Source organism: Nocardioides solisilvae, assembly GCF_003194625.1.
Taxonomy (GTDB): Bacteria; Actinomycetota; Actinomycetes; order Propionibacteriales; family Nocardioidaceae; genus Nocardioides; species Nocardioides solisilvae.
Genome location: NZ_QHKX01000003.1, coordinates 1 through 24695, shown reverse-complemented (window position 1 = coordinate 24695; position 24695 = coordinate 1). Strand labels below are relative to the sequence as shown.

Annotated in this window: 24 protein-coding genes, 2 tRNA genes and 1 pseudogene; 15 read left to right on the top strand and 12 right to left on the bottom strand. The window is 74.2% G+C overall.

Annotated features, from left to right (window positions below; all coding sequences use genetic code 11):
* Positions 1-19 precede the first annotated feature (19 nt).
* Complete coding sequence (locus tag DNK53_RS11460; RefSeq protein ID WP_110182488.1) at positions 20-1282, top strand: deoxyguanosinetriphosphate triphosphohydrolase; 1263 nt, start codon at positions 20-22, stop codon at positions 1280-1282.
* 32 nt (positions 1283-1314) lie between these two features.
* Here DNK53_RS11460 and DNK53_RS17800 read toward each other — a convergent pair whose 3' ends face one another.
* From DNK53_RS17800 to DNK53_RS11440, 4 genes are all read right to left on the bottom strand, one after another.
* A complete protein-coding gene (locus DNK53_RS17800; RefSeq protein ID WP_204163969.1) occupies positions 1315-1668 on the bottom strand; it encodes a hypothetical protein in 354 nt (117 codons plus the stop codon).
* A gap of 107 nt (positions 1669-1775) precedes the next feature.
* The gene (locus DNK53_RS11450) at positions 1776-2816 is read right to left on the bottom strand and encodes a YihY/virulence factor BrkB family protein (RefSeq protein WP_239456500.1); all 1041 of its coding nucleotides are present in this window, start codon (positions 2814-2816) and stop codon (positions 1776-1778) included.
* Positions 2813-3043 (bottom strand): DUF3618 domain-containing protein, encoded by a 231-nt coding sequence (locus DNK53_RS11445; RefSeq protein WP_110182486.1) that lies wholly within the window; start codon positions 3041-3043, stop codon positions 2813-2815. Before DNK53_RS11445 ends, DNK53_RS11450 begins: the two co-directional genes overlap by 4 nt.
* A complete protein-coding gene (locus DNK53_RS11440) occupies positions 3036-3470 on the bottom strand; it encodes a phage holin family protein (protein ID WP_110182485.1) in 435 nt (144 codons plus the stop codon). Before DNK53_RS11440 ends, DNK53_RS11445 begins: the two co-directional genes overlap by 8 nt.
* Positions 3471-3521: 51 nt before the next feature.
* On the opposite strand from DNK53_RS11440, the gene dnaG reads away from it, so the two are divergent.
* The 10 genes from dnaG to DNK53_RS11390 all read left to right on the top strand — a co-directional run bounded on the left by dnaG (position 3522) and on the right by DNK53_RS11390 (position 12694).
* Positions 3522-5459: a DNA primase gene (dnaG, locus tag DNK53_RS11435; protein ID WP_110182484.1), complete on the top strand. Its 1938-nt coding sequence runs from the start codon at positions 3522-3524 to the stop codon at positions 5457-5459.
* Between the two features lie 4 nt (positions 5460-5463).
* The gene (locus DNK53_RS11430; protein WP_110182483.1) at positions 5464-5982 is read left to right on the top strand and encodes a hypothetical protein; all 519 of its coding nucleotides are present in this window, start codon (positions 5464-5466) and stop codon (positions 5980-5982) included.
* A 72-nt stretch (positions 5983-6054) separates the two neighbouring features.
* A tRNA-Asn gene (locus DNK53_RS11425) sits at positions 6055-6127 on the top strand.
* A 160-nt stretch (positions 6128-6287) separates the two neighbouring features.
* A complete protein-coding gene (locus DNK53_RS11420; RefSeq protein WP_110182482.1) occupies positions 6288-8267 on the top strand; it encodes a CotH kinase family protein in 1980 nt (659 codons plus the stop codon).
* Positions 8268-8315: 48 nt separating this feature from the next.
* Entirely contained in the window at positions 8316-8858 is a 543-nt protein-coding gene (locus DNK53_RS17540) for a hypothetical protein (protein ID WP_162599908.1), read from the top strand.
* Positions 8855-9808 (top strand): ABC transporter ATP-binding protein, encoded by a 954-nt coding sequence (locus tag DNK53_RS11410; protein ID WP_204163894.1) that lies wholly within the window; start codon positions 8855-8857, stop codon positions 9806-9808. The genes DNK53_RS17540 and DNK53_RS11410 overlap by 4 nt, the downstream gene beginning before the upstream one ends.
* On the top strand, positions 9805-10692 hold the full coding sequence (locus tag DNK53_RS11405) for an ABC transporter permease (protein WP_110182481.1): 888 nt from the start codon (positions 9805-9807) through the stop codon (positions 10690-10692). The genes DNK53_RS11410 and DNK53_RS11405 overlap by 4 nt, the downstream gene beginning before the upstream one ends.
* On the top strand, positions 10689-11609 hold the full coding sequence (locus DNK53_RS11400) for an ABC transporter ATP-binding protein (RefSeq protein WP_110182480.1): 921 nt from the start codon (positions 10689-10691) through the stop codon (positions 11607-11609). The genes DNK53_RS11405 and DNK53_RS11400 overlap by 4 nt, the downstream gene beginning before the upstream one ends.
* Positions 11606-12313 (top strand): ABC transporter permease, encoded by a 708-nt coding sequence (locus DNK53_RS11395; RefSeq protein WP_110182479.1) that lies wholly within the window; start codon positions 11606-11608, stop codon positions 12311-12313. The genes DNK53_RS11400 and DNK53_RS11395 overlap by 4 nt, the downstream gene beginning before the upstream one ends.
* A 45-nt stretch (positions 12314-12358) precedes the next feature.
* A complete protein-coding gene (locus DNK53_RS11390; RefSeq protein WP_110182478.1) occupies positions 12359-12694 on the top strand; it encodes a hypothetical protein in 336 nt (111 codons plus the stop codon).
* Between the two features lie 6 nt (positions 12695-12700).
* On the opposite strand, the gene DNK53_RS11385 is transcribed toward DNK53_RS11390, so the two are convergent.
* Complete coding sequence (locus DNK53_RS11385) at positions 12701-13588, bottom strand: SGNH/GDSL hydrolase family protein (protein ID WP_110183115.1); 888 nt, start codon at positions 13586-13588, stop codon at positions 12701-12703.
* Between the two features lie 78 nt (positions 13589-13666).
* Here DNK53_RS11385 and mptB point away from each other — a divergent pair.
* Positions 13667-15348 (top strand): annotated as a pseudogene (gene mptB / locus DNK53_RS18550) (polyprenol phosphomannose-dependent alpha 1,6 mannosyltransferase MptB).
* Here the strand turns inward: mptB and DNK53_RS11365 are convergent.
* Together DNK53_RS11365 and DNK53_RS11360 are read right to left on the bottom strand one after the other, a co-directional pair.
* Positions 15269-16396, bottom strand: a complete 1128-nt coding sequence (locus DNK53_RS11365) for a glycosyltransferase (RefSeq protein ID WP_110182474.1) — start codon at positions 16394-16396, stop codon at positions 15269-15271. The pseudogene mptB and the gene DNK53_RS11365 sit on opposite strands and share 80 nt — an antisense overlap.
* Position 16397: 1 nt before the next feature.
* On the bottom strand, positions 16398-17519 hold the full coding sequence (locus DNK53_RS11360) for a glycosyltransferase family 4 protein (RefSeq protein ID WP_110182473.1): 1122 nt from the start codon (positions 17517-17519) through the stop codon (positions 16398-16400).
* Positions 17520-17618: 99 nt separating this feature from the next.
* On the opposite strand from DNK53_RS11360, the gene DNK53_RS11355 reads away from it, so the two are divergent.
* Positions 17619-18335, top strand: coding sequence for a lysoplasmalogenase (locus DNK53_RS11355; RefSeq protein ID WP_110182472.1), 717 nt, complete (start codon positions 17619-17621; stop codon positions 18333-18335).
* Here DNK53_RS11355 and DNK53_RS11350 read toward each other — a convergent pair.
* Positions 18286-19026 carry a PIG-L deacetylase family protein gene (locus tag DNK53_RS11350; protein WP_110182471.1) on the bottom strand — a complete coding sequence of 247 codons (741 nt, stop codon included), beginning with the start codon at positions 19024-19026 and terminating at the stop codon, positions 18286-18288. The two genes, DNK53_RS11355 and DNK53_RS11350, sit on opposite strands and share 50 nt — an antisense overlap.
* A 29-nt stretch (positions 19027-19055) precedes the next feature.
* On the opposite strand from DNK53_RS11350, the gene DNK53_RS11345 reads away from it, so the two are divergent.
* Positions 19056-19129 (top strand) — tRNA-Ile (locus tag DNK53_RS11345).
* A 63-nt stretch (positions 19130-19192) separates the two neighbouring features.
* On the opposite strand, the gene DNK53_RS11340 is transcribed toward DNK53_RS11345, so the two are convergent.
* The 4 genes from DNK53_RS11340 to DNK53_RS11325 all read right to left on the bottom strand — a co-directional run bounded on the left by DNK53_RS11340 (position 19193) and on the right by DNK53_RS11325 (position 22662).
* Complete coding sequence (locus DNK53_RS11340; protein ID WP_110182470.1) at positions 19193-19819, bottom strand: DUF3618 domain-containing protein; 627 nt, start codon at positions 19817-19819, stop codon at positions 19193-19195.
* Positions 19795-20250 (bottom strand): phage holin family protein, encoded by a 456-nt coding sequence (locus DNK53_RS11335; protein WP_110182469.1) that lies wholly within the window; start codon positions 20248-20250, stop codon positions 19795-19797. The genes DNK53_RS11340 and DNK53_RS11335 overlap by 25 nt, the downstream gene beginning before the upstream one ends.
* Complete coding sequence (locus DNK53_RS11330) at positions 20247-21053, bottom strand: hypothetical protein (RefSeq protein WP_110182468.1); 807 nt, start codon at positions 21051-21053, stop codon at positions 20247-20249. Before DNK53_RS11330 ends, DNK53_RS11335 begins: the two co-directional genes overlap by 4 nt.
* Before the next feature lie 76 nt (positions 21054-21129).
* Complete coding sequence (locus DNK53_RS11325; protein ID WP_110182467.1) at positions 21130-22662, bottom strand: serine/threonine-protein kinase; 1533 nt, start codon at positions 22660-22662, stop codon at positions 21130-21132.
* A 99-nt stretch (positions 22663-22761) separates the two neighbouring features.
* Between DNK53_RS11325 and tyrS the strand changes: the two genes are divergently transcribed.
* Entirely contained in the window at positions 22762-24027 is a 1266-nt protein-coding gene (gene tyrS / locus DNK53_RS11320; RefSeq protein ID WP_110182466.1) for a tyrosine--tRNA ligase, read from the top strand.
* Positions 24028-24695 lie beyond the last annotated feature (668 nt).

The window sequence follows — 24695 nt, the reverse complement described above, 5'->3', positions numbered from 1 at the left end:
GCGGGTAGCCTCCGTCCCGATGGACGACCTGTACGACGACGCCGCTCGCGAGCGCCTCGTCCCCGAGCCGCCGAAGCGCGTGGACGCGCCCGTCCGGCAGGCCTTCGAGCGCGACCGCGCCCGGGTCGTGCACGCCTCGGCCTCGCGACGGCTGGCGGCCAAGACCCAGGTGATGGGCCCGCAGACCGACGACTTCGTGCGCAACCGGCTGACCCACAGCCTCGAGGTCGCCCAGGTCGCGCGCGACCTCGCCCGAGCCCTGGGCTGCCATCCCGACCTCGCCGAGACCGCGGCGCTGGCCCACGACCTCGGCCACCCGCCGTTCGGCCACAACGGCGAGCGCGTGCTGGCCGAGCTCAGCGGGGCGTGCGGGGGCTTCGAGGGGAACGCCCAGACGCTGCGGCTGCTCACCCGGATCGAGGCGAAGACGTTCGACGACCACGGGCGCAGCGTGGGTCTCAACCTGACCCGCGCGACGCTCGACGCCTGCACCAAGTACCCCTGGCCCCGGGCCGCCGCCAGCCCGCCCGAGGGGGTGCACGGCGACGGGACGCCCCGGGTGGTGGTGAAGTTCGGCGTCTACGAGGACGACCTGCCGGTCTTCGACTGGATGCGTCGCGGGGTCGACGGTCCCGCCCGCTGCTTGGAGGCGCAGGTCATGGACCTGGCCGACGACGTCGCCTACTCGGTGCACGACGTGGAGGACGGCGTGGTCGCCGGACGCGTCGACCTGACCCGGCTTGACCGCGAGGCCCTGTGGCAGACGGTCCGCGACTGGTACACCCCCGAGGCCGACGACGACCTCCTCGACGACGTGCTGGCCGGTCTGCGTGCGGTGGAGAGCTGGCCGACCGCGGCCTACGATCACGGCCGCCGCGGGCTGGCCTCCCTCAAGAACCTCACCAGCGACCTGATCGGGCGGTTCTGCGGGGCCGTCCAGGAGGCCACCTTCGCGGCGTCGGAGGGCCCACTGGTGCGGTACGGCGCCGACCTCGTGGTGCCCGAGCGGACCCGGCTGGAGATCGCGGTGCTCAAGGGCATCGCCGCCCACTACGTGATGAGCGCCGACGACCGCGTCGCGCTCATGGTGCGCCAGCGGGAGCTGCTGGCGGATCTGGTGGAGGGCCTGCTGTCACGGGGCCCCGACGCGCTCGACCGCCCCTTCGCCGAGGACTGGGAAGGGGCGGTCGACGAGGCGGGACGCCTCAGGGTCGTGGTGGACCAGGTGGCCTCCCTCACCGACGCGAGCGCCGTCTCGAGGCACGCCGCCCTCACGGGCTGACGCTCCCCGCGACCGGAGCCGGCTCGGCTCGGTCAGGGCAGGTCGCCCTTGGGGTAGGGGTCCTCCTGGCGCGCCGTGCTCTCCGGGTTGAGCTGCTCGACGAGGTCGTCCCGGTCGGAGGTGCCTCCCGCGGAGCTGCTGTGCGAGCCGCCGCCCGGCTTCACCTTCTCGGCGGCGGCACCGGCGGCCTCCGTCACCTTCTCCTTGACCACGGGTGCCTTCTCCTTGGCGAGGTCGGCGGCCTGGTGCGCGCCGGCCTGCACCTTGGGGTTCTGCTTCACCGTGTTGAAGCCGCCGCGGATCTGCTCGTAGCGCTCCCGCCCGGCCTTGGCGCCGAGCACGTAGCCGGCACCGGCAGCCAGGAGCAGCATGGTCTTCCTCATCATCGTGTCCACCTTTCGTCGTGGTCGTCAGTCGTGGTCGTGAGTCGTGGTCGTGAGTCGTGGTCGTGAGTCGTGGTCGTCAGTCCTGCGGGCGACCGTCGGGCCTCCCGTCAGCGCGAGGAGGTCTCCCCGGCCTCCGGTGCCGTGTGCGGGTCGTCGTGGGGGTCCTCCCGGGAGGCGAGCCGGATGCTGCGGCCCTCGTCGATCTGCTTCTGCTCCTTGTCGGCGGCCTTGTCGGCGTTGCGGTCGTCGCGCAGGGGGAGCTGCAGGTCGACCTCGGCCGGGACGCCCTCCTCCAGCTCCCGTCCGCGCTCCAGCTCGGAGTCGATCTCGGCGCCCAGGAGCAGGGCGAGGTTCATGATCCAGAGGAACAGCAGGGCGATGATCACGCCGGCCAACGAGCCGTAGGTCTTGTTGTAGCTGGCGAAGTTGGCCACGTAGAAGGTGAAGCCGACCGAGGCGAGCACCCCCGCCACCACGGCGACGACCGCGCCGGGGGAGAGCCAGCGGATCTTGGGCTGCTTCACGTTGGGGGTGAAGTAGTACAGGAGCGCGATGAGGACCATCACCACGAGGGCCAGCACCGGCCACTTGGCGATGCCCCAGACCGTGACGGCGGTGCTGCCGAGCCCGATGACGTCGCCGATGGCGCGGGCCACGTCGCCGGAGACGATGAGCATCACCAGGACCATCGCGAGCAGGGTGAGGCAGACCGCCGTGAGCAGGAGCATCTGGGGGCGGAGCTTCCAGAACGGCCGCCCCTCGGGGATCTCGTAGATCCGGTTCATCGCGCGGGAGAAGGCGCCGACGTACCCCGACGCCGTCCAGAGGGCGCCGCCGAGACCGGCGAGCAGGGCGATCCCGGCGCCCTGGGAGGTGGCCAGGTCGCGCAGGGTGGGCTCGATCGTCCCGAGCATGTCGTTGGAGACCAGCGGCGCGAGGACCTCGAGCAGGGTGTCGACCGACTTCTCGGGGTCCTGCCCCACGACCCCGAGGAGGGCGGTGACGGCGATGGCCGCCGGGAAGATCGAGAGGACGGCGTAGTAGGTCAGGGCGGCCGCGAGGTCGGTGCACTGGTCGTCGGTGAACTCGTGCACCGCCCGCTTGACGACGTACTTGAGGGAGCGCCCGTCCAGCTTCTTGAGGCTCACCGGCGGCGCCGCCACACCACGAGGACGACCAGGGTCGCCACCAGGGCACCGGCGACGGCCAGGTGTTGAGGCTCGACGCGGTCGCGGACCTGCTTCTTCACGTCGAGCCGGGTGCCGAGCTGGTCGAGGGTGTGCGCCAGCTCGAGCCGCTTGCGCTCGATGTCGGCCTCGAGCTGCTCGGGAGAGGGGGCGGTGTCCGGGGTGGTCCGTGCGTCCTGCTCAGCCATGGTGTCCTCCCTTGACGGTCTCGATGTCGGACTTCAGCCCCTCCAGCGCCCGCTCGGGCTTGGGCGGCCCGGCGGCGGCGACCTTCTTCTTGCCGACCAGGCCGGCCACGGCGGCGCCGGCGAGGAGCACGACGGCGACGACGAGGGCGGCCGCCCAGGTCGGGAGGACGAGCGCCAGGGCCGCGACCGCCGCGGCCAGCAGCACGCCGAAGCCGAAGAAGGCCAGGAGGCCGGCAGCGCTGAACATCCCGAGGCCGATGCCGGCCTGCTTGCCCTTGGCGGCCATCTCGGCCTGGGCGAGGCGCAGCTCCGAGCGGATCAGGTCTGGCACCTGCTGGGTGAGGTCGTGGACGAGCGCGCCCACCGTGGGCTCGCTCGACGCCCCGGCGCTCACGCCGGGAGGTGGGGGAGTGTGGGGTGCGGTCATGCGTCCCCCGTGCCCCGGCCCCCAGCGGGACAAACCCCGTAGACTCCGCCCGTGGCCGGCCGGATCCGAGAAGACGACATCGCGCAGGTGCGCGACAAGGCCCGGATCGACGACGTGGTCGCCTCCTACGTGACGCTGCGCAAGGCCGGCGGCGGCTCGCTCAAGGGGCTGTGCCCCTTCCACGACGAGAAGTCGCCCTCCTTCCACGTCACCCCCTCCCGCGGCTTCTTCCACTGCTTCGGCTGCCAGGAGGGCGGCGACGTCATCAGCTTCCTGATGAAGATCGACGGGCTCGGCTTCTCCGAGGCCGTCGAGCAGCTCGCCGACAAGTACGGCGTCGCGCTGCGCCGCGAGGACGGCGACGGTCCGGCGCCGCAGCGGCCCCGGGGTCCGGCCCGCGGCCGGCTCCTGGAGGCGCACAAGGTCGCCCAGGAGTTCTACGCCGACCAGCTGGCCGGGGCGGACGCCCTCGCGGCCCGGCAGTTCCTCTCCCAGCGCGGCTTCGACCAGGCCGCCGCCGAGCTGTTCGGCGTCGGGTTCTCCCCGCGTGGCGGCGAGGAGCTGACGCGCCTGCTGCGGCAGCGCGGCTTCTCCGAGGAGGAGATGACGACCTCGGGGCTGGTCGCGGTGGGCCGGTCGGCCTACGACCGGTTCCGGGGTCGGCTGATGTGGCCGATCCGGGAGGCCAACGGCGACACGATCGGCTTCGGCGCGCGCCGGATCTTCGACGACGACCGGATCGAGGCGAAGTACCTCAACACCTCGGAGACGCCGATCTACAGGAAGAGCCAGGTGCTCTACGGGCTCGACCTGGCGCGCCGCGAGATCGCGCGGAGCTCCCAGGCGGTCGTGGTCGAGGGCTACACCGACGTGATGGCGTGCCACCTCTCCGGGGTGGGCACCGCCGTGGCGACCTGCGGCACCGCCTTCGGCGACGACCACGCGCGGGTCCTGCGCCGGTTCCTGCACGACCACGAGGAGTTCCGCGGCGAGGTGATCTTCACCTTCGACGGCGACGCCGCCGGCCAGAAGGCGGCCCTGCGCGCCTTCGGCGGCGACCAGAACTTCGTCTCCCAGACCTACGTCGCGGTGGAGCCCTCGGGGCTCGACCCGTGCGACCTGCGCGTGCAGCAAGGGGACGCGGCCGTCCGCGAGCTCGTCGCCCGCCGCCAGCCGCTCTACCGCTTCGTGCTGGGCAACGTGCTCTCCCGCTACGACCTCGACCGGGCCGACGGCCGGGTGGACGCGCTGCGCGAGGCGGCCGGGCTGGTCTCCAGCATCAGGGACAAGTCCAAGGTCGAGGCGTTCACCCGCGAGCTCGCCTCGATGATCGGCGTGGACGTGGACGACGCGCGGGCCGAGGTCCGGCGGGCCGCGGCGCGCGCCGCCGGCGGCGACCGCGACCGGGGTGCCCGCCGCGGCGACCGTGGTGCCGACCGGGGCACGGACCGCGGCAGGGAGGAGGGCGGGCGTGGCGGCGCCCCCGCCGCGCGCCCCCGCCAGGAGCTCCCCGACCTGCGCGACCCCCGCTTCTCCATCGAGCGGGAGACCCTCAAGCTCGTCCTGCAGCACCCCGAGGCGGCGGCGCGCGCCGTCGGCCCGGTCCTGCCCGACGACTTCAGCCACCCGACGTACCGCCACGTGTGGGAGGCGGTCGTCGCCGGCGGGGGGCCGGCTCGCGGGGCGGGGGACCCCGGCTGGGCGGCCCGCGTGCGGGGGGCGGTCGAGAACCCCCTGGTCTCCTCCGCGATCAGCGAGCTGGGGGTGGAGCCCGTCCGGTCGATGGGCGAGCCGGGGGAGTCCTACGTCAACGCCCACGTCCATCGGCTGCGCGAGCTGACCGCGATGCGTCGCATCGCCGACCTGAAGTCGCGGCTGCAGCGGACCAACCCGGTCGACCAGGCGGTCGAGTACAACCGGATGTTCGGCGAGCTGGTCGCCCTGGAGCAGCACCGGCGCGACCTGCGCGAGAAGGCCGTGGGAGCCTGAGCGCGTGAGGCTTCCCGCGATCCGGTTCCGTCGTCCCCGCCCGCCCGCCCACCTGGTCGTGGCCCCGGGGGAGCGGGCGCTGGCCTGGAGCGGCGCCTCCGACGGGCGGGTGGCCGCCGGTTCGCGCGAGGCCTTCTACGTCGCCGGCCCCGACGCCGACGTCCTGAGGCTTCCGTGGGAGCAGGTCGAGGCCGCCGACTGGGACGGCGACGCCGAGACGCTGCGGGTCGTCGAGGTCGGTGCCTGGGGCGAGCCCCGCCGGGCCCACGAGCTGGTCCTGGACGAGCCGCGCCCGCTGGTCGAGCTCGTGCGCGAGCGGGTGACGGCCAGCGTGGTGCTGCAGCGCCACGTGCCGGTCGCGGGGCGCCGGGGGGTGCGGGTGATCGCCCGGAGGGCCCCGGGCGGGTCGGCCCTGCACTGGGTCTACGAGTTCGACGAGGGGGTCGACCCCGAGTCTCCCGAGGTCCGGTCCGCGGCGGCGGCCGCGCTCGCCCAGCTGCAGGCCGAGGTGGGCCTCGACTAGGCGCAGGGGTGGATTCGCCCGCCCGGAGTCTCCTTGCTAGTCTTCTCTGGCGCCGCTCGCGAGAGCGGCCGATCCCCTGTAGCTCAACTGGCAGAGCATTCGGCTGTTAACCGGAGGGTTGTTGGTTCGAGTCCAACCGGGGGAGCCGGAGAAGGGCCCCCGACCTGCCCAGCAGGTCGGGGGCCCTTCGTCTTGTCCCGGGGTCGTCCCCACGGGCCGTGTCGTTTGCCTTGACCGGGCAGCGCGGGGCAGTGTGTTGCCCGATCGCCGGCGGACATGAGGTCTGCGGCGTCGAGGGAGGCAACATGCTCGGGCAGCGCACGGCACGACGAGTCTGGGTGGCCTCCGTGGCCCTCGCCCTGGGGCTGCCCGCGGGGGCGGCCGCGGCGCAGGGCGACGACGCCCCCGGCACCGGTGGGGCACGGGCCGACGCGACCTGGGCCGTGCCGGCCCCCCCGACGCAGCTCGTGGTCGACACCGAGGGTGCGGCGCCCGTGGTGAGCAAGGACGACTACCTGGACGCGACGCTCCAGCTGGCCGGGACGTCGTACGACGTGGAGATCAAGGGGCGCGGCAACTCGACGTGGAAGTGGCCGAAGAAGCCCTACAAGGTGAAGTTCTCCGAGCCCGCCGGCCTGCTCGGGATGCCCGCCCACGACGAGTGGGTGCTCCTGGCCAACTACGCGGACCGCAGTGCGCTGCGCAACCACCTCGCCTTCCAGCTCGGCCGCCGCACGCGCCTGCCCTGGACCCCCGACACGCGGTTCGTCGACGTGGTCCTCAACGGGGAGCCCGCGGGCCTGTACCTCCTCACCGAGCAGGTGGAGCAGGGCGTCGGCCGGGTCGAGCTGCCCGAGGGCGGCTACCTCCTCGAGGTCGACCAGCGGTTCCGGGCGAGCGGTGACCCCGGCTTCCGCACCCGGCGGCGGACCCCCATCTCGTTCAAGGACCCCGACGAGCTCGAGCGCAAGCAGCGCCGGCAGGTCAAGAAGGCGATGAACGAGTTCGAGGACGTGCTCTACGGCCCGGAGTTCGCCGACCCCGTCCGTGGCTACGCCCCGCGCGTCGACGTGGTCTCGTTCGTCGACTGGTACGTCCTGGCGGAGCTCTTCCACAACCAGGACTCCAACTTCTACTCCAGCGTCAACGTGACCTGGACCCCGGGCGGGCTCGTCGCCATGGGCCCGCCGTGGGACTACGACCAGAGCGCCGGCACCCGGTGGGAGGGCGCCATCCCGCCCCAGGGCTGGCACACCCGTCTCGGACGGCACTGGATCGCCCGGATGATGGAGGACCCGGCCTTCTCCCGCCAGGTCAAGGAGCGATTCCTCGAGCTGCGGCCGCTGGTCGACGAGATGGTGGCCCAGGTGCCCGCCGCGGCCCGCGTCGTGCAGCCCGCCGCCGAGGCCGACTGGGCGCGGTGGCACACGACGGGCGCCGCCCGGCCGGGCGCCGTCCACGCCGACTCCTTCGCCGGCGAGGTCGAGTTCCTCCGCCGCTGGCTGGCGGAGCGGATCGAGTGGGTGGTCGCGCCCGAGGTCGCCTTCGACCGCGCCAGCGGGCCGGTGCCCGAGGTCGCGCAGGTGGTCGACGTGCCGGTCCGCCTGCTCGCCGGGTCCGGGCCCGCCACGGTGGAGTACGCCGTCGCGGGCGGGTCAGCCACCGCCGGCCAGGACTACGAGGTCACTGCGGGGACGCTGGAGTTCGCAGCCGGGGAGACGGTCCGGACGTTCCCCGTGCGGATCCTCGACGACGACCTGCCCGAGGGGCAGGAGAAGCTCCACCTGGCCCTGCGCGCCTCCACCGGCGCCCGGCTCGGGGACCCCGAGCGCCTCACCCTCCTCCTGGGTGCCAGCGACCAGCGGCCCGACGCGCAGGTGCGGTCCGGCGGCGGGCGGTACGCCGGCGTCGGCGTCCACGACGCCGCCGGGCGCGGGCAGACGGTCCGCCTGCGGGTCGCTCGCGGGGGCAGCCGCTCCCTCGCGGTCCGCGTGGCCAACGCCCACGACGTCCCCGGCACCTACCGGCTGCAGGGCCGGGTCGAGGGGCGCGGGGTCGCCGTGCGCTGGCTGCGCGGCGGGGACGACGTGACGAAGAAGGTGCGCTCCACCCGAGGGCTGAAGGTTCGCGTGCGCGCGGGCGGGGCGACCCGCCTCCGGGCCGTGGTGCGCGTCCGCCCCGGAGCCCGTGCCGGGCGGAGCGCGACGGTCCTGCTCAGCGCGGTCTGGCGGGGCCGGCCGGTCGCGGTCGACACCGTCCGGGCCAAGGTACGGGTCGGTCGCTGACGCGGGCAGTAGGGTCTGCCCGACGACCGCACCACGAGGGGAGAGACGATGGACGGCCTGGCCGCCTTGGGGTTCCTGGCGATCTTCTTCCTGGGCCCGCCGTTCCTGGTCGGGCTCGCCGTGGGCTGGGCCGCCCGCGGCCGCAAGGAGAAGGCGTCGACCCAGCTCGCGCTGCACGAGGCGCACCGTCTCGACGGGCTCGTGGAGCAGATCCGGCACGACGCCTACGAGCACATGACGCTGGACTCGAGGCTCGCGCCGATCATCGTCGACACGATCCGCAGCAGCGACCTGGAGCGCCAGCGCCGGGTCGCGCGGTCCAAGGCCGTGCCGCCGCCGTACGGCGCCGACGCCTACCGCGAGACCCCCTACGGCCAGACTCCCCACGGTCAGACCCCGTACGGCCAGACCCCGTACGGCCAGACCCCGTACGGCCAGGCCCCCTACAGCCAGGCCCCTCCCGGCGGTCCCGGTCCCGGTCCCGGTCCCGGTCCCGGTCCCGGTCCCGGTGCCGAGTCGCCGGACCCGCGGCCGGAGCCCGGCGCCCCGCGGCCCGCCCCGCCGTACCCGCCCGCGGACGGGGAGCGGTGACCGCGGCAGCACCCGCGGCCGGCCCGACGACCGCGGTGGTCCGGACCGAGGGCCTGACCAAGCACTACGGTGCCGTCCGGGCGCTGGAGCAGCTGAGCGTGGAGATCGGCACGGGGGTCACCGGCCTCGTCGGAGCCAACGGCGCCGGCAAGTCGACGCTGATCAAGCTGCTGCTCGGCCTGGTCGCGCCCACCGCGGGGCGCGCCGAGGTGCTGGGGCACGACGTGGTCACCGCGGGGCGCGAGGTCCGCGCCGCCGTCGGCTACCTTCCCGAGCACGACTGCCTCCCGCCCGACGTGAGCGCCAGCGATTTCGTGGTCCACCTGGCGATGATGTCGGGGCTCCCGCGGGTCTCGGCCCGCGAGCGGGCCGCCGAGGTGCTCCGCCACGTCGGGCTGGCCGAGGAGCGCTACCGCCCGATGGGCACCTACTCCACCGGCATGAAGCAGAAGGCCAAGCTGGCCCAGGCTCTGGTGCACGACCCCCGCCTCGTCCTGCTGGACGAGCCGACCAACGGTCTGGACCCCGCGGCCCGGGACGAGATGCTCGGCCTGGTGGAGCGGATCGGCCGGGACTTCGGCATCGCCGTGCTGGTCACCTCCCACCTGCTCGGCGAGCTCGAGCGGGTCAGCGACCACGTCGTGGTGCTGGACGGCGGACGGCTGCTGCGCGCCTCGCGGACCGACGACTTCCTGGACGCCACCGGCGCCCTGCTCGTGGAGGTGCTCGGCGAGGACGCCCAGCGCCGCATGGGGGAGGCCCTGGCCTCCCACGGCCTGGTGGTGCGCCCGCGACGCCAGCTGCTCGCCATCGACGCCGCCCACGGCCGCCCCGACCTGCACGACCTCGTCCGCGACGTCGCCTGCGACCTCGGGGTGGGGCTGGTCCGGGTGCAGGCCGACCACCACCGCATCGAGGACGTCTTCGGGACCAGGGGGGCCGCGTCGTGACCGCCTCGGGGACGCCGTCGCGCGGCGTCATCCACGACCTCGGCTACCGCCCCTACCAGGGCCCCCGGCTGGGCGAGGGCGCGATCGCCCGGGCCCTGGTGGTCACCGGGCTGCGCAACGCCTTCGGCCTGGGCCGTTCCGGCAAGTCCAAGGTGCTGCCGTTCGTGCTGCTGGCCTTCAACCTGCTCCCGGCGGTGGTCGTCGCGGGGATCCTGGTCTTCGTGGGGCTCGAGGAGCTGCCGATCGGCTACGCGCGCTACGCCTCCACGACGCAGGTGCTGCTCGGCATCTTCGTCGCCGCGCAGGCGCCCGTCCTCTTCTCCCGGGACCTGCGCCACGGCAGCATCACGCTCTACCTGGCCCGGCCGCTGCGGGCCGGGACCTACGCCCTGGCCCGGGCCGGGTCGCTGCTCCTGGCCACCCTGGTCTTCCTGCTCTCCCCGGTGCTGATCCTCTACGTCGTGGCCCTGCTCGGGGAGCTCGACGTCGTGGAGCAGACCAAGGACGCCGCCCTCGCGGTCGTCCTCGCCCTGCTGCTGGCGCTCTCCCTCACGGGCGTGGCCGGGCTGATCGCGGCCTGCTCCACGCGGCGCGGCTTCGCCGTGGTCGGCACGATCGCCGTCCTGCTGGTCGGCAACGGCCTCGTGAGCGCCGTCCAAAGCGTGGCCTCCTTCGAGGGTGCCGACGGCGTCGGTGAGGTCGCCGGGCTGTTCACGCCCTACTCGCTCTACCGCGGGCTCCTCGACGCCTGGGTGGAGGGCGGCGGGGTCACCCCGCCGAGCGGCGTGGGCATGGAGGTCGCCTACGTGCTGGTCCTCGTCGGTCTCTCCGCCGCCTGCCTGGCCGGTCTCGTCGTGCGGTACCGCAGGGTGGCGGGCCGATGAGCACCCTGGTCCTCGACGGCGTCTCCCGGTGGTTCGGCAACGTCGTGGCCGTCAACGGCGTCAGCATGTCGATCGGCCCGGGGATCACCGGGCTGCTGGGGCCCAACGGAGCCGGGAAGACGACGCTGATCGCCCTCATGTCCGGCTTCCTCTCCCCGTCGGCGGGCACGGCGACCCTCGACGGCGCGCCGCTGTGGCGCAACACCGACGTCTACCGGACCCTGGGGCTGGTGCCCGAGCGGGAGCTGGGCTTCGGCTACCTGACGGGGCGACAGCTGGTCCGGGCCAGCGCCGAGCTCCACGGCCTCGCCGACCCCGGTGCGGCCGCCGAGCGCGCGCTCGAGGTGGTGGAGATGACGGAGCCGGCGGCCAGGCGCATCGACACCTACTCCAAGGGGATGCGGCAGCGGGTCAAGCTCGCCTCGGCCCTGGTGCACGACCCCGCCGTCCTGCTCCTGGACGAGCCGTTCAACGGGGTGGACCCGCGCCAGCGGATGCACCTCATGGACCTGCTGCGCCGGATGGGGGCCGAGGGGCGGACCGTGCTCTTCAGCTCCCACATCCTCGAGGAGGTGGAGCAGGTGGCCCGCCAGATCGAGGTCGTGGTCTCCGGCCGGCACGCCGCGTCGGGGGACTTCGGCCAGATCCGGCGGCTCATGACCGACCGTCCCGTCCAGTACGTCGTGGTGAGCGACGCCGACCGCCGGCTCGCCGCCGCGCTGGTCGCGGAGGAGTCCGTGGTCGGGGTCGCCCTGCGGGCCCGCGGCGGCCTGGACGTCTCGGTCGCCGACTTCGGCACCTTCGCCGTGCGGCTGCCCCGGCTCGCCCGCGAGCACGAGGTGCGGATCCGCGAGCTGGTGCCGACCGACGACTCGCTCGAGAGCGTCTTCGCCTACCTCGTCGGAGGCCGCCCGTGAACCCCACGCTCGTCCGCCTGGCCTCCCACGCGCTGCTCGGCCGCCGGCGTGGACTCGTGCTGCTCGCGGTGCCCGTGGTGCTGGTCCTGCTGTCGGTGATGATGCGGCTGCTGACCAGCGAGGGCGTCGGGCAGGAGGCGGTGCTCAACCTCGGCTACACCCTCGCCCTGCCGCTGGTCGCCCTGCTGGCGGCGTCGGCCGTCCTCGGCCCTGAGGTGGACGACGGCTCGATCGTCCACCTCCTGGCGAAGCCGGTGAACCGGCACGTCGTGGCGTTCAGCAAGTTCGTGGTCGCGTGGACCGCCGCGCTGGTGCTCGGGGCGCTCCCGCTGACCCTGTGCTCCTTCGTCATGGATGCCTCCGACCCGGAGCAGGCGCTTGCCTGGGGGGTGGGCGGCGCGGTGGCGGCGACGGCGTACACGGGCCTCTTCATGGCCCTGGCGGCGCTCACCCGGCACGCGGTGGTCGTCGGACTGCTGGTCGTCCTGCTCTGGGAGGGCCTGCTCGGCAACCTCTTCACGGGCGTCCGGTGGGTCTCGCTGGGAACCTGGGGGCGGGACGTGGCCCATGCGCTGGACGAGGCCCTCTACGACCCCGGCGTCGGGCTGGGGTACGCCCTCGGGGCGGCCGCGGTCCTCGCGACGGGGGCGGTGTGGCTGGCCGGCGACCGGCTGCGCTCCTTCACGCTCCGCGGCGACGAGTGAGGGGAGCCGGGAGCGACCGGTTCGAACACATGTTCTAATGGCTCCATGGCGCGCGGCGGGTACGGGACGGGCAGCGGCATCCCGCTGCGCGACCGGGTGCGGGCCGGGAGCGGCCCGACCCCCGAGCTCGCTTCGGCTCCCGCCGCCGTGGCCGGGACGGACACGTCGGCCCACCCCTCCGCGCCGCAGTCCCCGGCCCGTCACTGCTGGGTGACCGTCCCGATCGACGGGCCACAGGCGCGCCCCGGCCTGCTGCTCGAGTGGCGACAGGTCGAGCGTGGCCGCTGGGAGGGCAGGGTGGTGTACGCCGCGGAGCTGCGGCCCGGCCGCTGGTCGCTGGTGGAGGAGTGGGTGCCGGCCGAGCTGCTGGCGCCGCCGTGACCTGGCTCAGGTGCCCGACCCCGTGCGGCGCTCGTCCTCCACCACGTGCAGGCGGGTCGGCACGTGGTGGCCGAACGGGAGCGGCCCGTGGTGGCCTAGCGCGGCGACCACGCTCGGCAGGAGGGCCTTGGCGGTCCTCCGGTAGCCGGCCTCGGAGGGGTGGAAACGGTCGATCGCGAACATCGCGTCCGGCTGGGCGAGGAAGAACGGACCGACCACGTCGGACAGCGAGACCGCCCAGGCACCCGAGGAGAGCGCCACCTCGCGCTGCGCGTGGGCCAGCTGTCGGGAGGCGAGGCTGCCCAGGCTCCGCAGCGGTTGGGGCACCGCCCGCAGGGTGCCGAGGTCGGGGCAGGTCCCGACCACGACCCCGGCGCCGAGGCCGTGCAGTGCCTCGATCGCCTCGCCGAGCTGTGCCCGCGACGTCGCCACCCGGACCCGGTGGGTCACGTCGTTGCCGCCGACCACCACGACGGCCACGTCGGGGCGGTAGCCCGGGGGCAGGTCCGCCAGCTGGGCACGCAGCATCGAGGTCTCGGCGCCGACGCGCGCCGCCGTGTGGAGGCGCACCGTGCGTCGGGTGCGCCGGGCGAGTCGGCGCGCCAGCTGCCCGCCCAGCGTGTGCTGCGGGTCCTCCGCACCCAGGCCGGCGGCGATCGAGTCGCCGAGCAGGAGCAGGTCGACGGGGTCGCCGTACTTCCTCTTGTAGACGCCGTCCGAGCGCGGCGCCTCCTCGCCGAGGGGCTTGCCGATCACGGTGCGGGCCGACCGCGCCTGGGCGCGCAGCAGCTCGCGGAAGGTCACCGCCGTCCCGCCGAGCAGCGCGAGGGCGCAGCCGAGGGGCACGCCCGCACGGCGCAGTCGGGAGGGCCCCTGGTCTGGTCCGGGAGGCATGGTCACCACCTCAGCCGCTCCCCGTGACCGGGCCGTGACGGGCCCGCGACTGGCACGTGACGGGCCGGTGGCCGCCCGGTGTCGCGCCGGGGCCCGTCGGGCCACGGGCGGCCGACGGACCCGGGGCTTGGTCCGCCGGTGGTCGAGCGTTCACCGTGCGCTCACCCGGTGCCCCGGCCCGGGTCCTACGGTCGGCGGGTGAGCGCACGGTGGATCGGTGGGACCGGTGGGACCGGGGGGACCGCGGGCAGGACGCCCGGGGCGCGAGGACACCTGGCCCGCGGCGTGCTCGGCTACGCGCTGGTCGCGGTCGCCGGACTGGTCGTCTCGGTGGTGCCCGGGTCGAGCTGGGTGGCGACGTCGGGTCCGCTCGAGGTGCTCCGAGGGACGACGGCGGGCCGGATGCTCGGCGTCGCCGTCGCGGTCCTGGGCCTGGCGCTGGCCTCGACCGCCTGGCTGGCGCTGGTGCGGACCTGTCGCGACCGGGGGCCGGACCCGGGCGTGCGCCTGCTTGCCGTGCGCCAAGCCACGGTGCTGTGGACGCTGCCGCTCCTGCTGGCCCCGCCCATGTTCTCCCGGGACGGGTGGAGCTACGCCGCCCAGGGGGTGATGACCCGGCTCGGCGTCTCGCCCTACGTGTGGACCCCCTCGATCCTCGACGGGCCGGTCGTCGAGGCGGTCGACCCCCGCTGGATGACCACCCTCACCCCTTACGGGCCCGTGCCCCTGGTGTGGGGGTCGTGGGTGGCGGGGTGGACCCACGAGCCGTGGGCGCTGGTCGTCGGCCACCGACTGCTCGCCCTGCTGGGCGTCCTGCTCCTCGCGTGGGCGGTCCCCCGGATGGCGCGCTGGGCGGACCGGGACCCCGCGCTCGTCTCCGCGCTGGTGCTGCCGAGTCCCTTGATGCTGGCCCACGGTGTCGCGGGCTGCACAACGACGTCCTCATGGTCGCCGTGGCGTGCGTCGCCCTCGTGGTCGCGGTGGAGCGGCGGAGCTGGGTGCTGGGAGCGGTGCTCGTCGGCGTCGCGGCCGCGGTCAAGCTCCCCGCCGCGCTGGTGGGACTCGGCGTGGCCCTGGCGACCGTGCGGCGCCACGCGACGACCACCGCCCTGCTCCGCCGGCTCGCCGGGGTCGCGGCCGTGGCCGTCGGCACGCTCGTCGGGCTGGGGGCGCTGGCCGGTCTCGGGGTGGGCTGGCTGCACGCCCTCGGGGTGCCCGGCACGGTCCGGACGCCGCTCTCCCTGCCCACCCAGCTCGGCCGGCTCGGCAACCTCCTGGGTGGTCTGGTCCTGCCGGGGGACGACCTCGACCTGGTACCGGTGGTGCGTGCGGCGGCGACGGTGGCGGCCCTGGGCGAGCCCGGATGGCTGGCCCTGCGCACCCCGCGCGGTGTCCCGGCCGAGGCGACCCGCGCGGTGGCCTGGGCGGTGCTGTGGCTGGTGGTGCTCTCGCCGGTGGTCCACCACTGGTACGTGCTCTGGTTCCTCCCGCTGCTCGCCGCCACCGCCCTCGGCCGGCGCGGCGACTCCGCCCTGTTGCACGTGGGGTGGCTCGGGGGACTGGTGGCGCCCTTGGACTCCTCGTTGGCGGGGGCCGGCTCGGTGATCGCGGTCGCGGTCGCGCTCGTGGCCGTGGGGTCGGTGCTGCAGGTCCTCCAGGTCCGGCGGGACGACGACCGCGTCAGGCGGTCCGCGAGGGTGCGACCCCGGCCAGCCCCGCGTGCAGGTCGAGCATCGAGAGCACGCTCCGGGACCAGCTGAACTGCTCGGCGCGTCGTCGCGCGGCCCGCCGCCGCGCGGCGACCGGACGGTCCAGGACCCGCAGCACGGCGTCGCCGAGGAGCACCGGGTCCGCGGGTGCCCAGGCGCCTGAGGCCCCGTCGACGAGCTCGCGGGCCCCGCCCTCCGCGGCGGTCACCACCGGGGTGCCGGAGGCGAGCGCCTCCAGCACGGCCAGCCCGAAGGTCTCGCCCGGGCAGACCGACAGCGCCACGTCGGCGGCGGCCAGCGCCCGGCTGAGCGCACCACGGCCGGCCAGGTGACCGTGGAAGGTGACGGGTGCGCCCGCCGCCATCGCCTCCAACCGGCGGCGCCAGGGGCCGTCGCCGTAGACGTCGAGGAGCACGGGGACGCCGCGCCGGTGCAGCGCGAGGGCGGTGGCGACGGCGAGGTCGGGGGACTTCTCGCGGCTCAGCCGTCCGGCGTGGACGAGCCGGACGGGTTCCCCGGGGCCTTCGCCCCCGGGCGTGGCCGGCGGCCGGAACGTGTCGAGGTCGACGCCCAGCGGGACCCGGTGCACGGGGGTGCCGGCAGCGCGCGCGGGAGCGTCGAACTCGGCCGCGGCGAAGCGCGAGGTGACCACGACGCCGTCGAAGCGTCGTACCAGGGCTCGGTTGAGCGTCGCGGTGGAGGCGCCGAAGGAGAAGGGCCACCCGGTGCGGAGCCCGAGCATGGCGTCGAGCCGCTCGTGCGAGAGCAGCAGGGCGGGGACTCCGTGCTGGCGGGCCCACGCGGCGACGGGCAGCATCGTGGACTTGTCGGAGACCTCCAGGGAGGTGGGCGCGAACTCCTGCAGCACCTCCACCACCCGCCGGGGCTCGACGATGACCCGGTAGCCACCGCCCACCCGGGGTCCCCGCAGCTGGACGACGGTGCCGGCCTCGGTCTCGTACCGCCGGTCGCGGTGGCCGGGGACGACCAGCAGCCGGGCGGCGCCCGAGCGGACGTAGCCCGTCCCGAGCGCGCGGAGCGCCGTCTTCATCCCTCCCGAGGAGGGACCGACGAAGTTGGCGAGCTGGGCGATCCTCACCTCAGGCGGCGACCGGCAGGGCCGTGCCCAGCAGGGTCGCGTAGTGGCGGTCGACGAGCTCGTCGACCACGCTGGCCCAGCTGCGTCGCCGCACGTCGGCCAGGGCGGCCGACGCCAGCTCCGCCCTCAGCTCGGGGTCGCGGACCAGGGTCTCGACCGTGCGGCGCAGCGACGCGGGGTCGCGAGGGTCGTGGAGCAGCCCGGTGCGACCGTGGTCGACGAGGTCGAGGGGGCCTCCCGCCGCCGGGGCGACCACAGGGACCCCGCTCGCCTGGGCCTCCTGGACGGTCTGGCAGAACGTCTCGGCCTCGCCGGTGTGGACGAAGACGTCGAGGGAGGCGAAGGCCTTCGCCAGGCCGGTGCCCGACAGCATCCCGGTGAACCGCGCCTGCGGCAGCCGGCGGCGCAGCGACTCCTTCGCCGGCCCGTCACCCACCACCAGCATCCGGGTGCCAGGTAGGTCGGCCAGCTCGGCCAGCCGACCCACCTGCTTCTCGGCGGCCAGCCGGCCCACGTAGCCGACGACGACCGGGCCGCGGCCGTGGGAGGTCCAGCGTTCGTGCAGCTCGGCGTCGCGCTGCTCCGGGCCGAAGAGGTCGAGGGAGACGCCGCGCCGCCACAGGTGCAGGTCCGGCACGCCGAGCCGCTCGAGCTGGGTGCGGGAGGCCGAGGAGGGCACGAGCGTGCGGTCCGCCCGCCGGTGCAGCCGACCCACCCAGCGCTCGATCGCCGCCTCGGCCCGCAGCCCGTAGCGGCGCGAGAAGCCGGCGACGTCGGTCTGGTAGACGGCCAGCGTGGGCACCCCGAGCCGCTCGGCGGCCCGCAGCCCGACCGCCCCGAGCGCGATGGGGGAGGCGAGGTGCACCAGGTCGGGGCGGAAGCGGGTCAGCGCGCGCTCCACCGCGGGGTCCGGGAGGCCGACCGGGAAGGTGCGGTAGCCCGGGAGCGCCACGGAGCGGACCCGCACGACCTCCACCGAGCGGTAGCGGGCCAGTCCGGGAGCCGGAGCGACGACGAGGACCTCGTGCCCGCGCTCGAGGAGCCGGTCCACGGTGTGGCGCACGGTGTTCGTGACGCCGTTGACCTGGGGGAAGAAGGACTCGGTGACGATGGCGACTCGCATGGCCCCGACGCTCCTCGCGCGCGGTGAACGACCCGTGTCACGGCGCCGGAGGTCGGGTGAACCGTGCGCGGACCTTCAGCGCCGGTACGCTCCGGCGCCATGGCCCGTCCCGAAGCCCCGTCCCTCCCCGTCGCGCCGGCCGCGGGCTTCGCCGCGGTCTCGGCGGTCCACCTCGTGGCCCAGGCGGTAGGGCAGGAGCAGCTCGCCGACGTCACCAAGACCCTCCTCGTGCCGGCTCTGGCGGTCGTGCTCCTGGTCGGTCTGGGCCGCGCCGGGCGGCCCGCGTGGGCACCGCTCGCCCTCCTCGCGCTCCTCTTCTCCTGGCTCGGTGACGTGGCGCTGCTCGGGTCTGGCGGCTGGTTCCTCGTCGGCGTGGGGCTCTTCGGCGTCGCGCAGGTCGCCTACGCCCTGACCTTCCGTCGCGCGGGCGACGCCTCCCGGACGGCCGGACGACCCGCCCTCGCGGCGCCGTACGTCGTGTGGTGGGCGGGGCTGCTGCTCTTCTTCCTCGTCGACCGCGGCGCGGACCTGTTCGTCGCCGCTGTGGCGGGGTACGGCGTCGCGCTCGCTTCGATGGCGTGGCTGGACCACCGCGTCGGACGCGGCGCCGCGACCGGGGCCGCCCTCTTCGTGCTCTCCGACTCCCTGATCGGGCTCGGCGGCGCCGGCCTGGAGCTCCCGGCGCACGGGTTCTGGGTGATGCTCACCTACTTGGCGGCACAGTGGCTGATCGTGCGGGGACTGCTCCTCGCCGCCGGGAGGGATGTCAGTCGCCCCATCCCATCAGGAAGACCTCGAACGGCGCCGCGAACGTGACCCCGAGGGACTGCCCGGCGGGCCTCGCCATCCCCTCGAGGAACTCCCGGGCGTCCCAGTCCTCCCAGCCGAGGCCGTCGATGTAGGCCCGGTGCGCCTCGAGCGAGGCGACACCGGCGTCGAAGGTCTCCGTGGTGTCGACCGCGTGCTCCGCCGCGGGCGAGCCGAAGGCCCACACTTCGCGCACGCCGCCCCAGGGCTGCAGGCCCTCGGCGACCTGCTCGGGGAAGACCCAGCGGTTGCCGGCGTCGCGCACGGCGTCGACGACGGCCCGGCCCGTGGCGACGTGGTCGGCCTGGTTCAGGTTGCGGCCGCCCCAGGTGTCGCGGAAGTTGCCGGTGACCACGATCTCCGGCTGGTGCCGGCGGACGACGGCCGCGATCGCGCGTCGCAGCGGCACGCCGTACTCCAGCACCCCGTCGGGCAGGCCGAGGAACTCCACCTGCTCGACGCCGACCAGGCGGGCCGACTCCACCTGCTCGGCCTCCCGCACCGCGCGGCAGTCCTCGGGCGGCAGGCCGTCGATGCCCGCCTCGCCGCTGGTCACCATGCAGTAGACGACGTCCTTGCCCTGGCCGGTCCAGCGCGCCACCGCGGCGGCAGCGCCGAACTCCATGTCGTCGGGGTGCGCGACCACGCACAGCATCCGGTCCCAGTCCTCGCGCAGGGGACTCGTCTCTCGTCGCTCCATCTCCCGAGGATAGGCTCGGCGCCGCACGAGGGGCGGTAGCTCAGCCGGTCAGAGCAGAGGACTCATAATCCTTGGGTCGTGGGTTCGAGCCCCACCCGCCCTACGCCGCGGGCAGACGAACGGCCGGCCGGGCCCGTGCCCGACCGGCCGTCCGTGGCTGGTGTGCTCAGCTGCCGGGCGCCTGGTCCTTGACCTTCTGCGCCGACGTCTGGCCCTCCTCCTTCACGTGGGCGACCGACTCCTGGGCGGTCGCCTTCACCTCTTCGGCCGCCTGCTGGGCCGTCTCCTTGAGGTTCTGGCCGACCTCCTGGCCCACCGCCTTGGCATGCTCGAGCAGCGGCTGCCCGTGCTCCTTGGCCGCCTCGGTGGCCTGCCGCGCGAGCCGGGTCTCCTTCTCGCTGGCGGGCAGGAGCGCGGAGATGACCATGCCGGCGCCGAAGGCGGCCAGGCCGGCCGCCAGCGGGTTGCCCGTGGTCGTCGACTGCACGGTGCCGACGGTGCTGTGGGCGGTCCCGGCGAGGGACTCCCGCGCGCTGTCGACGGAGCCGCTCATGCGGTCGGTGACCGACGGGCCGCTGCTGCTGCCCGAGCCGGAGCCGGGGAGCGAGGGCGCGGCGCCCATGACCTTGTCGCGGAACGAGCCGAGCCGCCCCTTGACGGCCTGGGTGCGGCGCTCCACGACGCGCTGCGGGCTGACCTTGTCCCCGAGCTCGTCCAGGTCGCGCGAGAGCGCCATCCTGGTCCGCTCGATCTCGGCCTCCTTGGTGCTCAGCTCTTCTGTTCCTTCGCCCATTGGACGTCCTCCTTCAGGCTCGCCTGCGTGTTGGGCAGGTCCGGGTTGGCTTCCTTGATCTCCTGCTTCCCGCGCAGGGCCAGCACGGCGGCGACCGCGGCCCAGAGCAGGCCGACGATCAGGGCGGCCAGCTCCGCGGGCATCCAGTTGTCGAGCAGGTGGGTCAGCGCGAGGGAGAGGAAGATCAGGGTGAGGAGACCGGCCACGCCGGCCCCTCCGAACATCCCCGCTCCCTTGCCGAGCTTGCTGACCTCCTGCTTCATCTCCGTGCGCGCGAGGTCCATCTCCTGGCGGACCAGGGTGCTGAGGTCCCTGCTCACGTCGCCGATGATGTCGCCCAAGGACCGGGTCCCGTCCGTGGTCCCCGTCGCGGCGCTGCTGCCCGTGGGCGGCGGCGTGGGCGTGGCGGGCGGCAGGTCGGGGTGCGTCATGGCCGCGCCCCCGGACCGCCGAGGCCGGTGCCGGTCACCGGTCCCGGCGGGGTGGCCGGCGGGGGCGTGGGCGGCAGGCCGAGGCCGGACTCCGCGTCGGGAGGCGTCGCCACGCCCGGCGAGCCGTACGTCGGCGTACCGGTCGCCCCGGTCGTCGGGTACGCCGTGCCCGGCACGTCGGCCGGCACGCCGCTGGAGTAGCCCGTCTCCGGCACACCGGCCCGGTGGGTGCCCGTGGCCTGGTAGCCGGTGGACCCGGCCGACTCCGCGTCCTTGGCCGCCTTCGCGCCGCGCGCCACCCGGCCCGCGACCACGCCGGCCGCCAGGGCGCCGAGCAGGAAGGTGCCGGGCTTGCGCCGGGCGAAGCCGCGCACGTCCTCGAGCAGGTCCTGGGGATCGCGGTCCTGCAGCCGGGACGAGATGTCCCGGGCGCGCTGGGCGACCTCCTGGGCGAGGTCGGCGGCCATGCCGCTTCCCTGCTCGGCCATCGAGCCGAGGTCGTCGCCGAACGTGCGGAGCGTCTCCGCCAGCCGGTCCTTCTGGACGCGCGACTGGTCGTCCACCTGCGTGGTGGCCTCGGAGAGCAGCGTGCTGAACTGGTTCTTGGCCTCGGCGGCCACGTGGCCGGCCTCGTCCTTGGCGGTGCCGGCGACCTGCTTGCCCTGCTCGCCGGCGGTGCCGGCGACCTGCTGTGCCTGTTCCTTGAGCCCGGAGTCGGTGGAGCCCTCCGCTCCCGTGCGGGAGGTCTCCTCGTGGCCCGGACTGTCGAAGCCCGGGGTCCCGGGGAACTGTCCTGTCGTCATGCTGCCTCCTTGGTGGGGGGCCACGTCCGTACCCACCTCCGGAGACCTCACGCACGTCCTGTCCGGCCCGCGCGCGTCAGGACTCCCCGGCCACCTGGAAACCGTCCTCGTCGGGCTCGAGCAGCAGGGTGACGGTGTCGGTGGTCCGGCCGCCGGCCGCCAGGTCGTAGCGGACCCGGTAGGTCACGGTGCTGCGCTCCGGGTCGGCGGTGACGTCCAGCAGCGTGACGTCGCTGATCGTGCTCCAGAACCCGCTGTAGCTGTCGAAGCCGCCGCTGCGCCTCTGGAACGCCGGCGTCAGCTGCTGCCACGTGGCCTGCGGGTCCGTGGTGACGGTGTCCAGGTAGCCGCTCACGAAGGCCTCCATCGCGGCGGCGTCGGGGACCGACGGGCTCGGGGAGGGGGTGGACGAGGGGGTGGGCGAGGGGGTGGACGAGGGGCTCTGGGTCGGCGTCGGGTCGGCGGGGGCGCTGGACGACCCGGAGCCGGCCGAGGGGGAGCCGCCCGACTCCGTGCCGGGCGAGTCCCGCCCGTCCCGCAGCCCGAGCCAGAACCCGCCGGCGACCATGGCCAGCACCAGGGCTCCGGCGAGCGCCCAGAGGAGGGGGGCGCTGGTCGACGCCGGCGCCTGGGCCGAGGCCCCGCCCGCCGTGCCGCCCGCCGTGCCGCCCGTGCCGTCCGCCGTGCCGCCCGACGAGGACGCGGCGGGGGTCGGCCCCCCGGCCACCGGCGGGAACGCCGAGGTCCGCTCGGTGGGCAGGACCGCGGTGGGCGTCCCGGCCGGCCCCTCCGGGTGGGCGGGCGGAGCGGGCGCGACCTCGCGGGACGCGGGGTCGCCGAGGAAGTCGCGGACCCGGGCGGCGTCCCAGCGGTCCCCGGGGTCGGTCGCCATCGTGTGCTCGAGGACGGGTGAGAGCCAGCCGGCGTCCGCCAGCCGCGGGGGCTCCTCGTGCACGATCTGGTAGAGCGCGCCGAGGACGTTGTCGCCCACGTCGTACGGCGGCCGGCCGGCGAGCGCGTGGTAGAGCGTGGCGCCGAGGGCCCACACGTCGCTGGCGGAGGTGGCCGAGGAGCCGGAGGCGACCTCGGGGGACAGGTAGGCGGGGGAGCCCGTGACGAGGCCCGTCTGGGTCAGGGACGCGTCGGCCTCCGCGCGGGCGATCCCGAAGTCGGTGAGCTTCGCCTGGCCCTCGTCGGTGACCAGGATGTTGGAGGGCTTGACGTCGCGGTGCACGATCCCGTGGTCGTGCGCGGCGCTCAGGGCGTCGGCGACCTGGCCGACCACCGAGGCCGCGGACTCGAGGTCGAGGGGGCCGTCGCGCCGGATCCGGGTGGCGAGGCTGTCGCCCTGCACGTGCTCCATCACCAGCCAGTGCTCGTCGCCCTCCGCCACGAGGTCGAAGACCGCCACCACGTGGGGGTGGCTCAGGGCGGCTGCCAGCCTGGCCTCCCGCTCCGCCCGCTCGAGGTCGGGCGCGGAGCCGCCGGGCACGACCCCCACCCGCTTCATCGCCACGGCGCGGCCGAGCACGGTGTCGCGGCCGAGCCAGACGGTCCCCATGCCGCCGCGACCGATCTCGCGTTCCCTGACGTACTTGCCTGCGCTCACCGCACCACCCTAGGCGGCGCGTGGGACGACGGGCCGGTCTGGCAAGGTGGTGCACGCCGGCGCGACGGTGCCGGCGTACGAACACGAGAGGGACCTGGCGTGCCGACCGACAACATCCTGGACGAGCTCGAGTGGCGCGGACTGATCGCGCACTCCACGGACCTCGACGCGCTGCGCGAGGCCTTCGGGCAGGGCGCCGTCCGCTTCTACGTCGGCTTCGACCCCACGGCGCCCAGCCTGCACATGGGGCACCTGGTCCAGATCCTCACCGCCCGGCGCCTGCAGCAGGCGGGGCACACGCCGTACGCGCTGGTGGGGGGCGCGACCGGGATGATCGGCGACCCGAAGGAGGCGGGCGAGCGCAGCCTCAACTCCCTGGACACCGTCAAGGAGTGGGTGCAGCGGGTCCGCGGCCAGATCGAGCCGTTCCTGGACTTCGAGGGGGCCAACGCCGCCACCATGGTGAACAACTACGACTGGACGGCCTCGCTCTCGACCATCGACTTCCTGCGCGACATCGGCAAGCACTTCCCGGTCAACCGGATGCTGGCCCGGGACGTGGTGCGGTCCCGCCTCGAGGCGGGCATCAGCTACACCGAGTTCAGCTACGTCCTCCTGCAGTCGATGGACTACCTCAACCTCTTCCGGGACCACGGGGTGACGCTGCAGTTCGGCGGCTCGGACCAGTGGGGCAACCTCACGGCCGGCGTCGACCTGATCCGCCGCACCGAGGGCGCGCGGGTCCACGCGATCGCCACGCCCCTGATGACCAAGTCCGACGGCACGAAGTACGGCAAGACCGAGGGCGGCGCCCTGTGGCTGGACCCGTCGATGCTGTCGCCGTACGCGTTCCACCAGTTCTGGCTCAACGTCGAGGACGAGAAGGTCGAGGAGCTCCTCAAGGTCTTCACGTTCCTCTCCCGCGAGGAGATCGAGGAGCTGGCGCAGCAGACCCGCGAGAAGCCGTTCCTCCGCGCCGGGCAGAAGGCGCTGGCCGACCACGTGACGACGCTCGTCCACGGGGAGGCGGAGACCGAGGCGGCGAAGTCGGCGGCGCAGGCCCTCTTCGGCGGAGGCGACCTGGCGGGACTCCCCGAGAGCACCCTCGGTGGTGCGCTGCGGGAGGCGGGGAGCGTCAGGGTCAGCGCCGGCGAGGTGCCGTCCGTGGTGGACCTGCTCGTGTCGACGGGTCTGGCGTCGAGCAAGGGCGATGCCCGCCGCACGGTGGGGGAGGGCGGTGCCTACCTGAACAACGAGCGGGTGACGGACCCCGACCTGGTGCCGGGGCCGGACGACCTCGTGGGCGGGGTTTGGCTCGTGCTGCGCCGGGGAAAGAAGAAGGTCGCGGGCGTCGAGGTCGCGTGAGTGTCGCTGCAGGAGGCCCCAGAAGGCGTCTGACCTGCGGAAACGCCACTGTGCGCGCCGTCACAGCGATTCGATTTGCCTCGTCGGGTCTCCTCCCTTAATGTTTTCCCTCGTTGCCCGGTGACGCCGGGGAGCAAGGCCAGAAGGCCGGGCTCCCGATCCCGGGTCGACCATCTCTCTCCCACCTCTCGACGAGGTCGACGAGTGCGCGCTGAAGCGGCCTCCGAGACCAGCTCGGTGGGGCGGGGAGGGGAAAGGCGGCAGGAAAACCCGGATTTGCACCGGGGAGGACAAGCCGCTAAGTTTCACCAGCCGAATGCGAGAGCCCGCAAGGGGAAAAGCATTTCGGAGGCGGAATCGGAATAGCCCGGAATTGCACCGGGAAGGAAGATCCGCTAAAGTTCGGAAGGCCGAGGAAAAGCCCGCGAGGGAAAGAGTCGGCCCAGCGGATCGGGAAAGCCCGGAATTGCACCGGAAAAGAAAGTCCGCTAACGTTAGGCCAAGCGCCGGAGCGAAAGTCCACCAGGGCCGTAGCACGGAAGCGTCTGATACTTGAGAACTCAACAGTGTGTCATAGTCGACGAATTAGTTTGTTATGCCCCGTCAACATGATGTGGTTTGTCGTGTTGGTGGTTTCTTTGGTTGACAATAATTTCTGACGATTGATC

What these genes read in the sequence shown, in the direction of transcription:
- DNK53_RS11330 (WP_110182468.1), bottom strand. Translation starts at nt 21,053, where the DNA reads ATGACGACAGGACAGTTCCCCGGGACCCCGGGCTTCGACAGTCCGGGC.
- DNK53_RS11355 (WP_110182472.1), top strand. Translation starts at nt 17,619, where the DNA reads ATGGCCCGTCCCGAAGCCCCGTCCCTCCCCGTCGCGCCGGCCGCGGGC.
- DNK53_RS11440 (WP_110182485.1), bottom strand. Translation starts at nt 3,470, where the DNA reads ATGACCGCACCCCACACTCCCCCACCTCCCGGCGTGAGCGCCGGGGCG.
- DNK53_RS11340 (WP_110182470.1), bottom strand. Translation starts at nt 19,819, where the DNA reads ATGGGCGAAGGAACAGAAGAGCTGAGCACCAAGGAGGCCGAGATCGAG.
- DNK53_RS11420 (WP_110182482.1), top strand. Translation starts at nt 6,288, where the DNA reads ATGCTCGGGCAGCGCACGGCACGACGAGTCTGGGTGGCCTCCGTGGCC.
- DNK53_RS11350 (WP_110182471.1), bottom strand. Translation starts at nt 19,026, where the DNA reads ATGGAGCGACGAGAGACGAGTCCCCTGCGCGAGGACTGGGACCGGATG.
- DNK53_RS11400 (WP_110182480.1), top strand. Translation starts at nt 10,689, where the DNA reads ATGAGCACCCTGGTCCTCGACGGCGTCTCCCGGTGGTTCGGCAACGTC.
- DNK53_RS11385 (WP_110183115.1), bottom strand. Translation starts at nt 13,588, where the DNA reads ATGCCTCCCGGACCAGACCAGGGGCCCTCCCGACTGCGCCGTGCGGGC.
- DNK53_RS11335 (WP_110182469.1), bottom strand. Translation starts at nt 20,250, where the DNA reads ATGACGCACCCCGACCTGCCGCCCGCCACGCCCACGCCGCCGCCCACG.
- DNK53_RS17800 (WP_204163969.1), bottom strand. Translation starts at nt 1,668, where the DNA reads ATGATGAGGAAGACCATGCTGCTCCTGGCTGCCGGTGCCGGCTACGTG.
- DNK53_RS11360 (WP_110182473.1), bottom strand. Translation starts at nt 17,519, where the DNA reads ATGCGAGTCGCCATCGTCACCGAGTCCTTCTTCCCCCAGGTCAACGGC.
- DNK53_RS11445 (WP_110182486.1), bottom strand. Translation starts at nt 3,043, where the DNA reads ATGGCTGAGCAGGACGCACGGACCACCCCGGACACCGCCCCCTCTCCC.
- DNK53_RS17540 (WP_162599908.1), top strand. Translation starts at nt 8,316, where the DNA reads ATGGACGGCCTGGCCGCCTTGGGGTTCCTGGCGATCTTCTTCCTGGGC.
- DNK53_RS11460 (WP_110182488.1), top strand. Translation starts at nt 20, where the DNA reads ATGGACGACCTGTACGACGACGCCGCTCGCGAGCGCCTCGTCCCCGAG.
- DNK53_RS11390 (WP_110182478.1), top strand. Translation starts at nt 12,359, where the DNA reads ATGGCGCGCGGCGGGTACGGGACGGGCAGCGGCATCCCGCTGCGCGAC.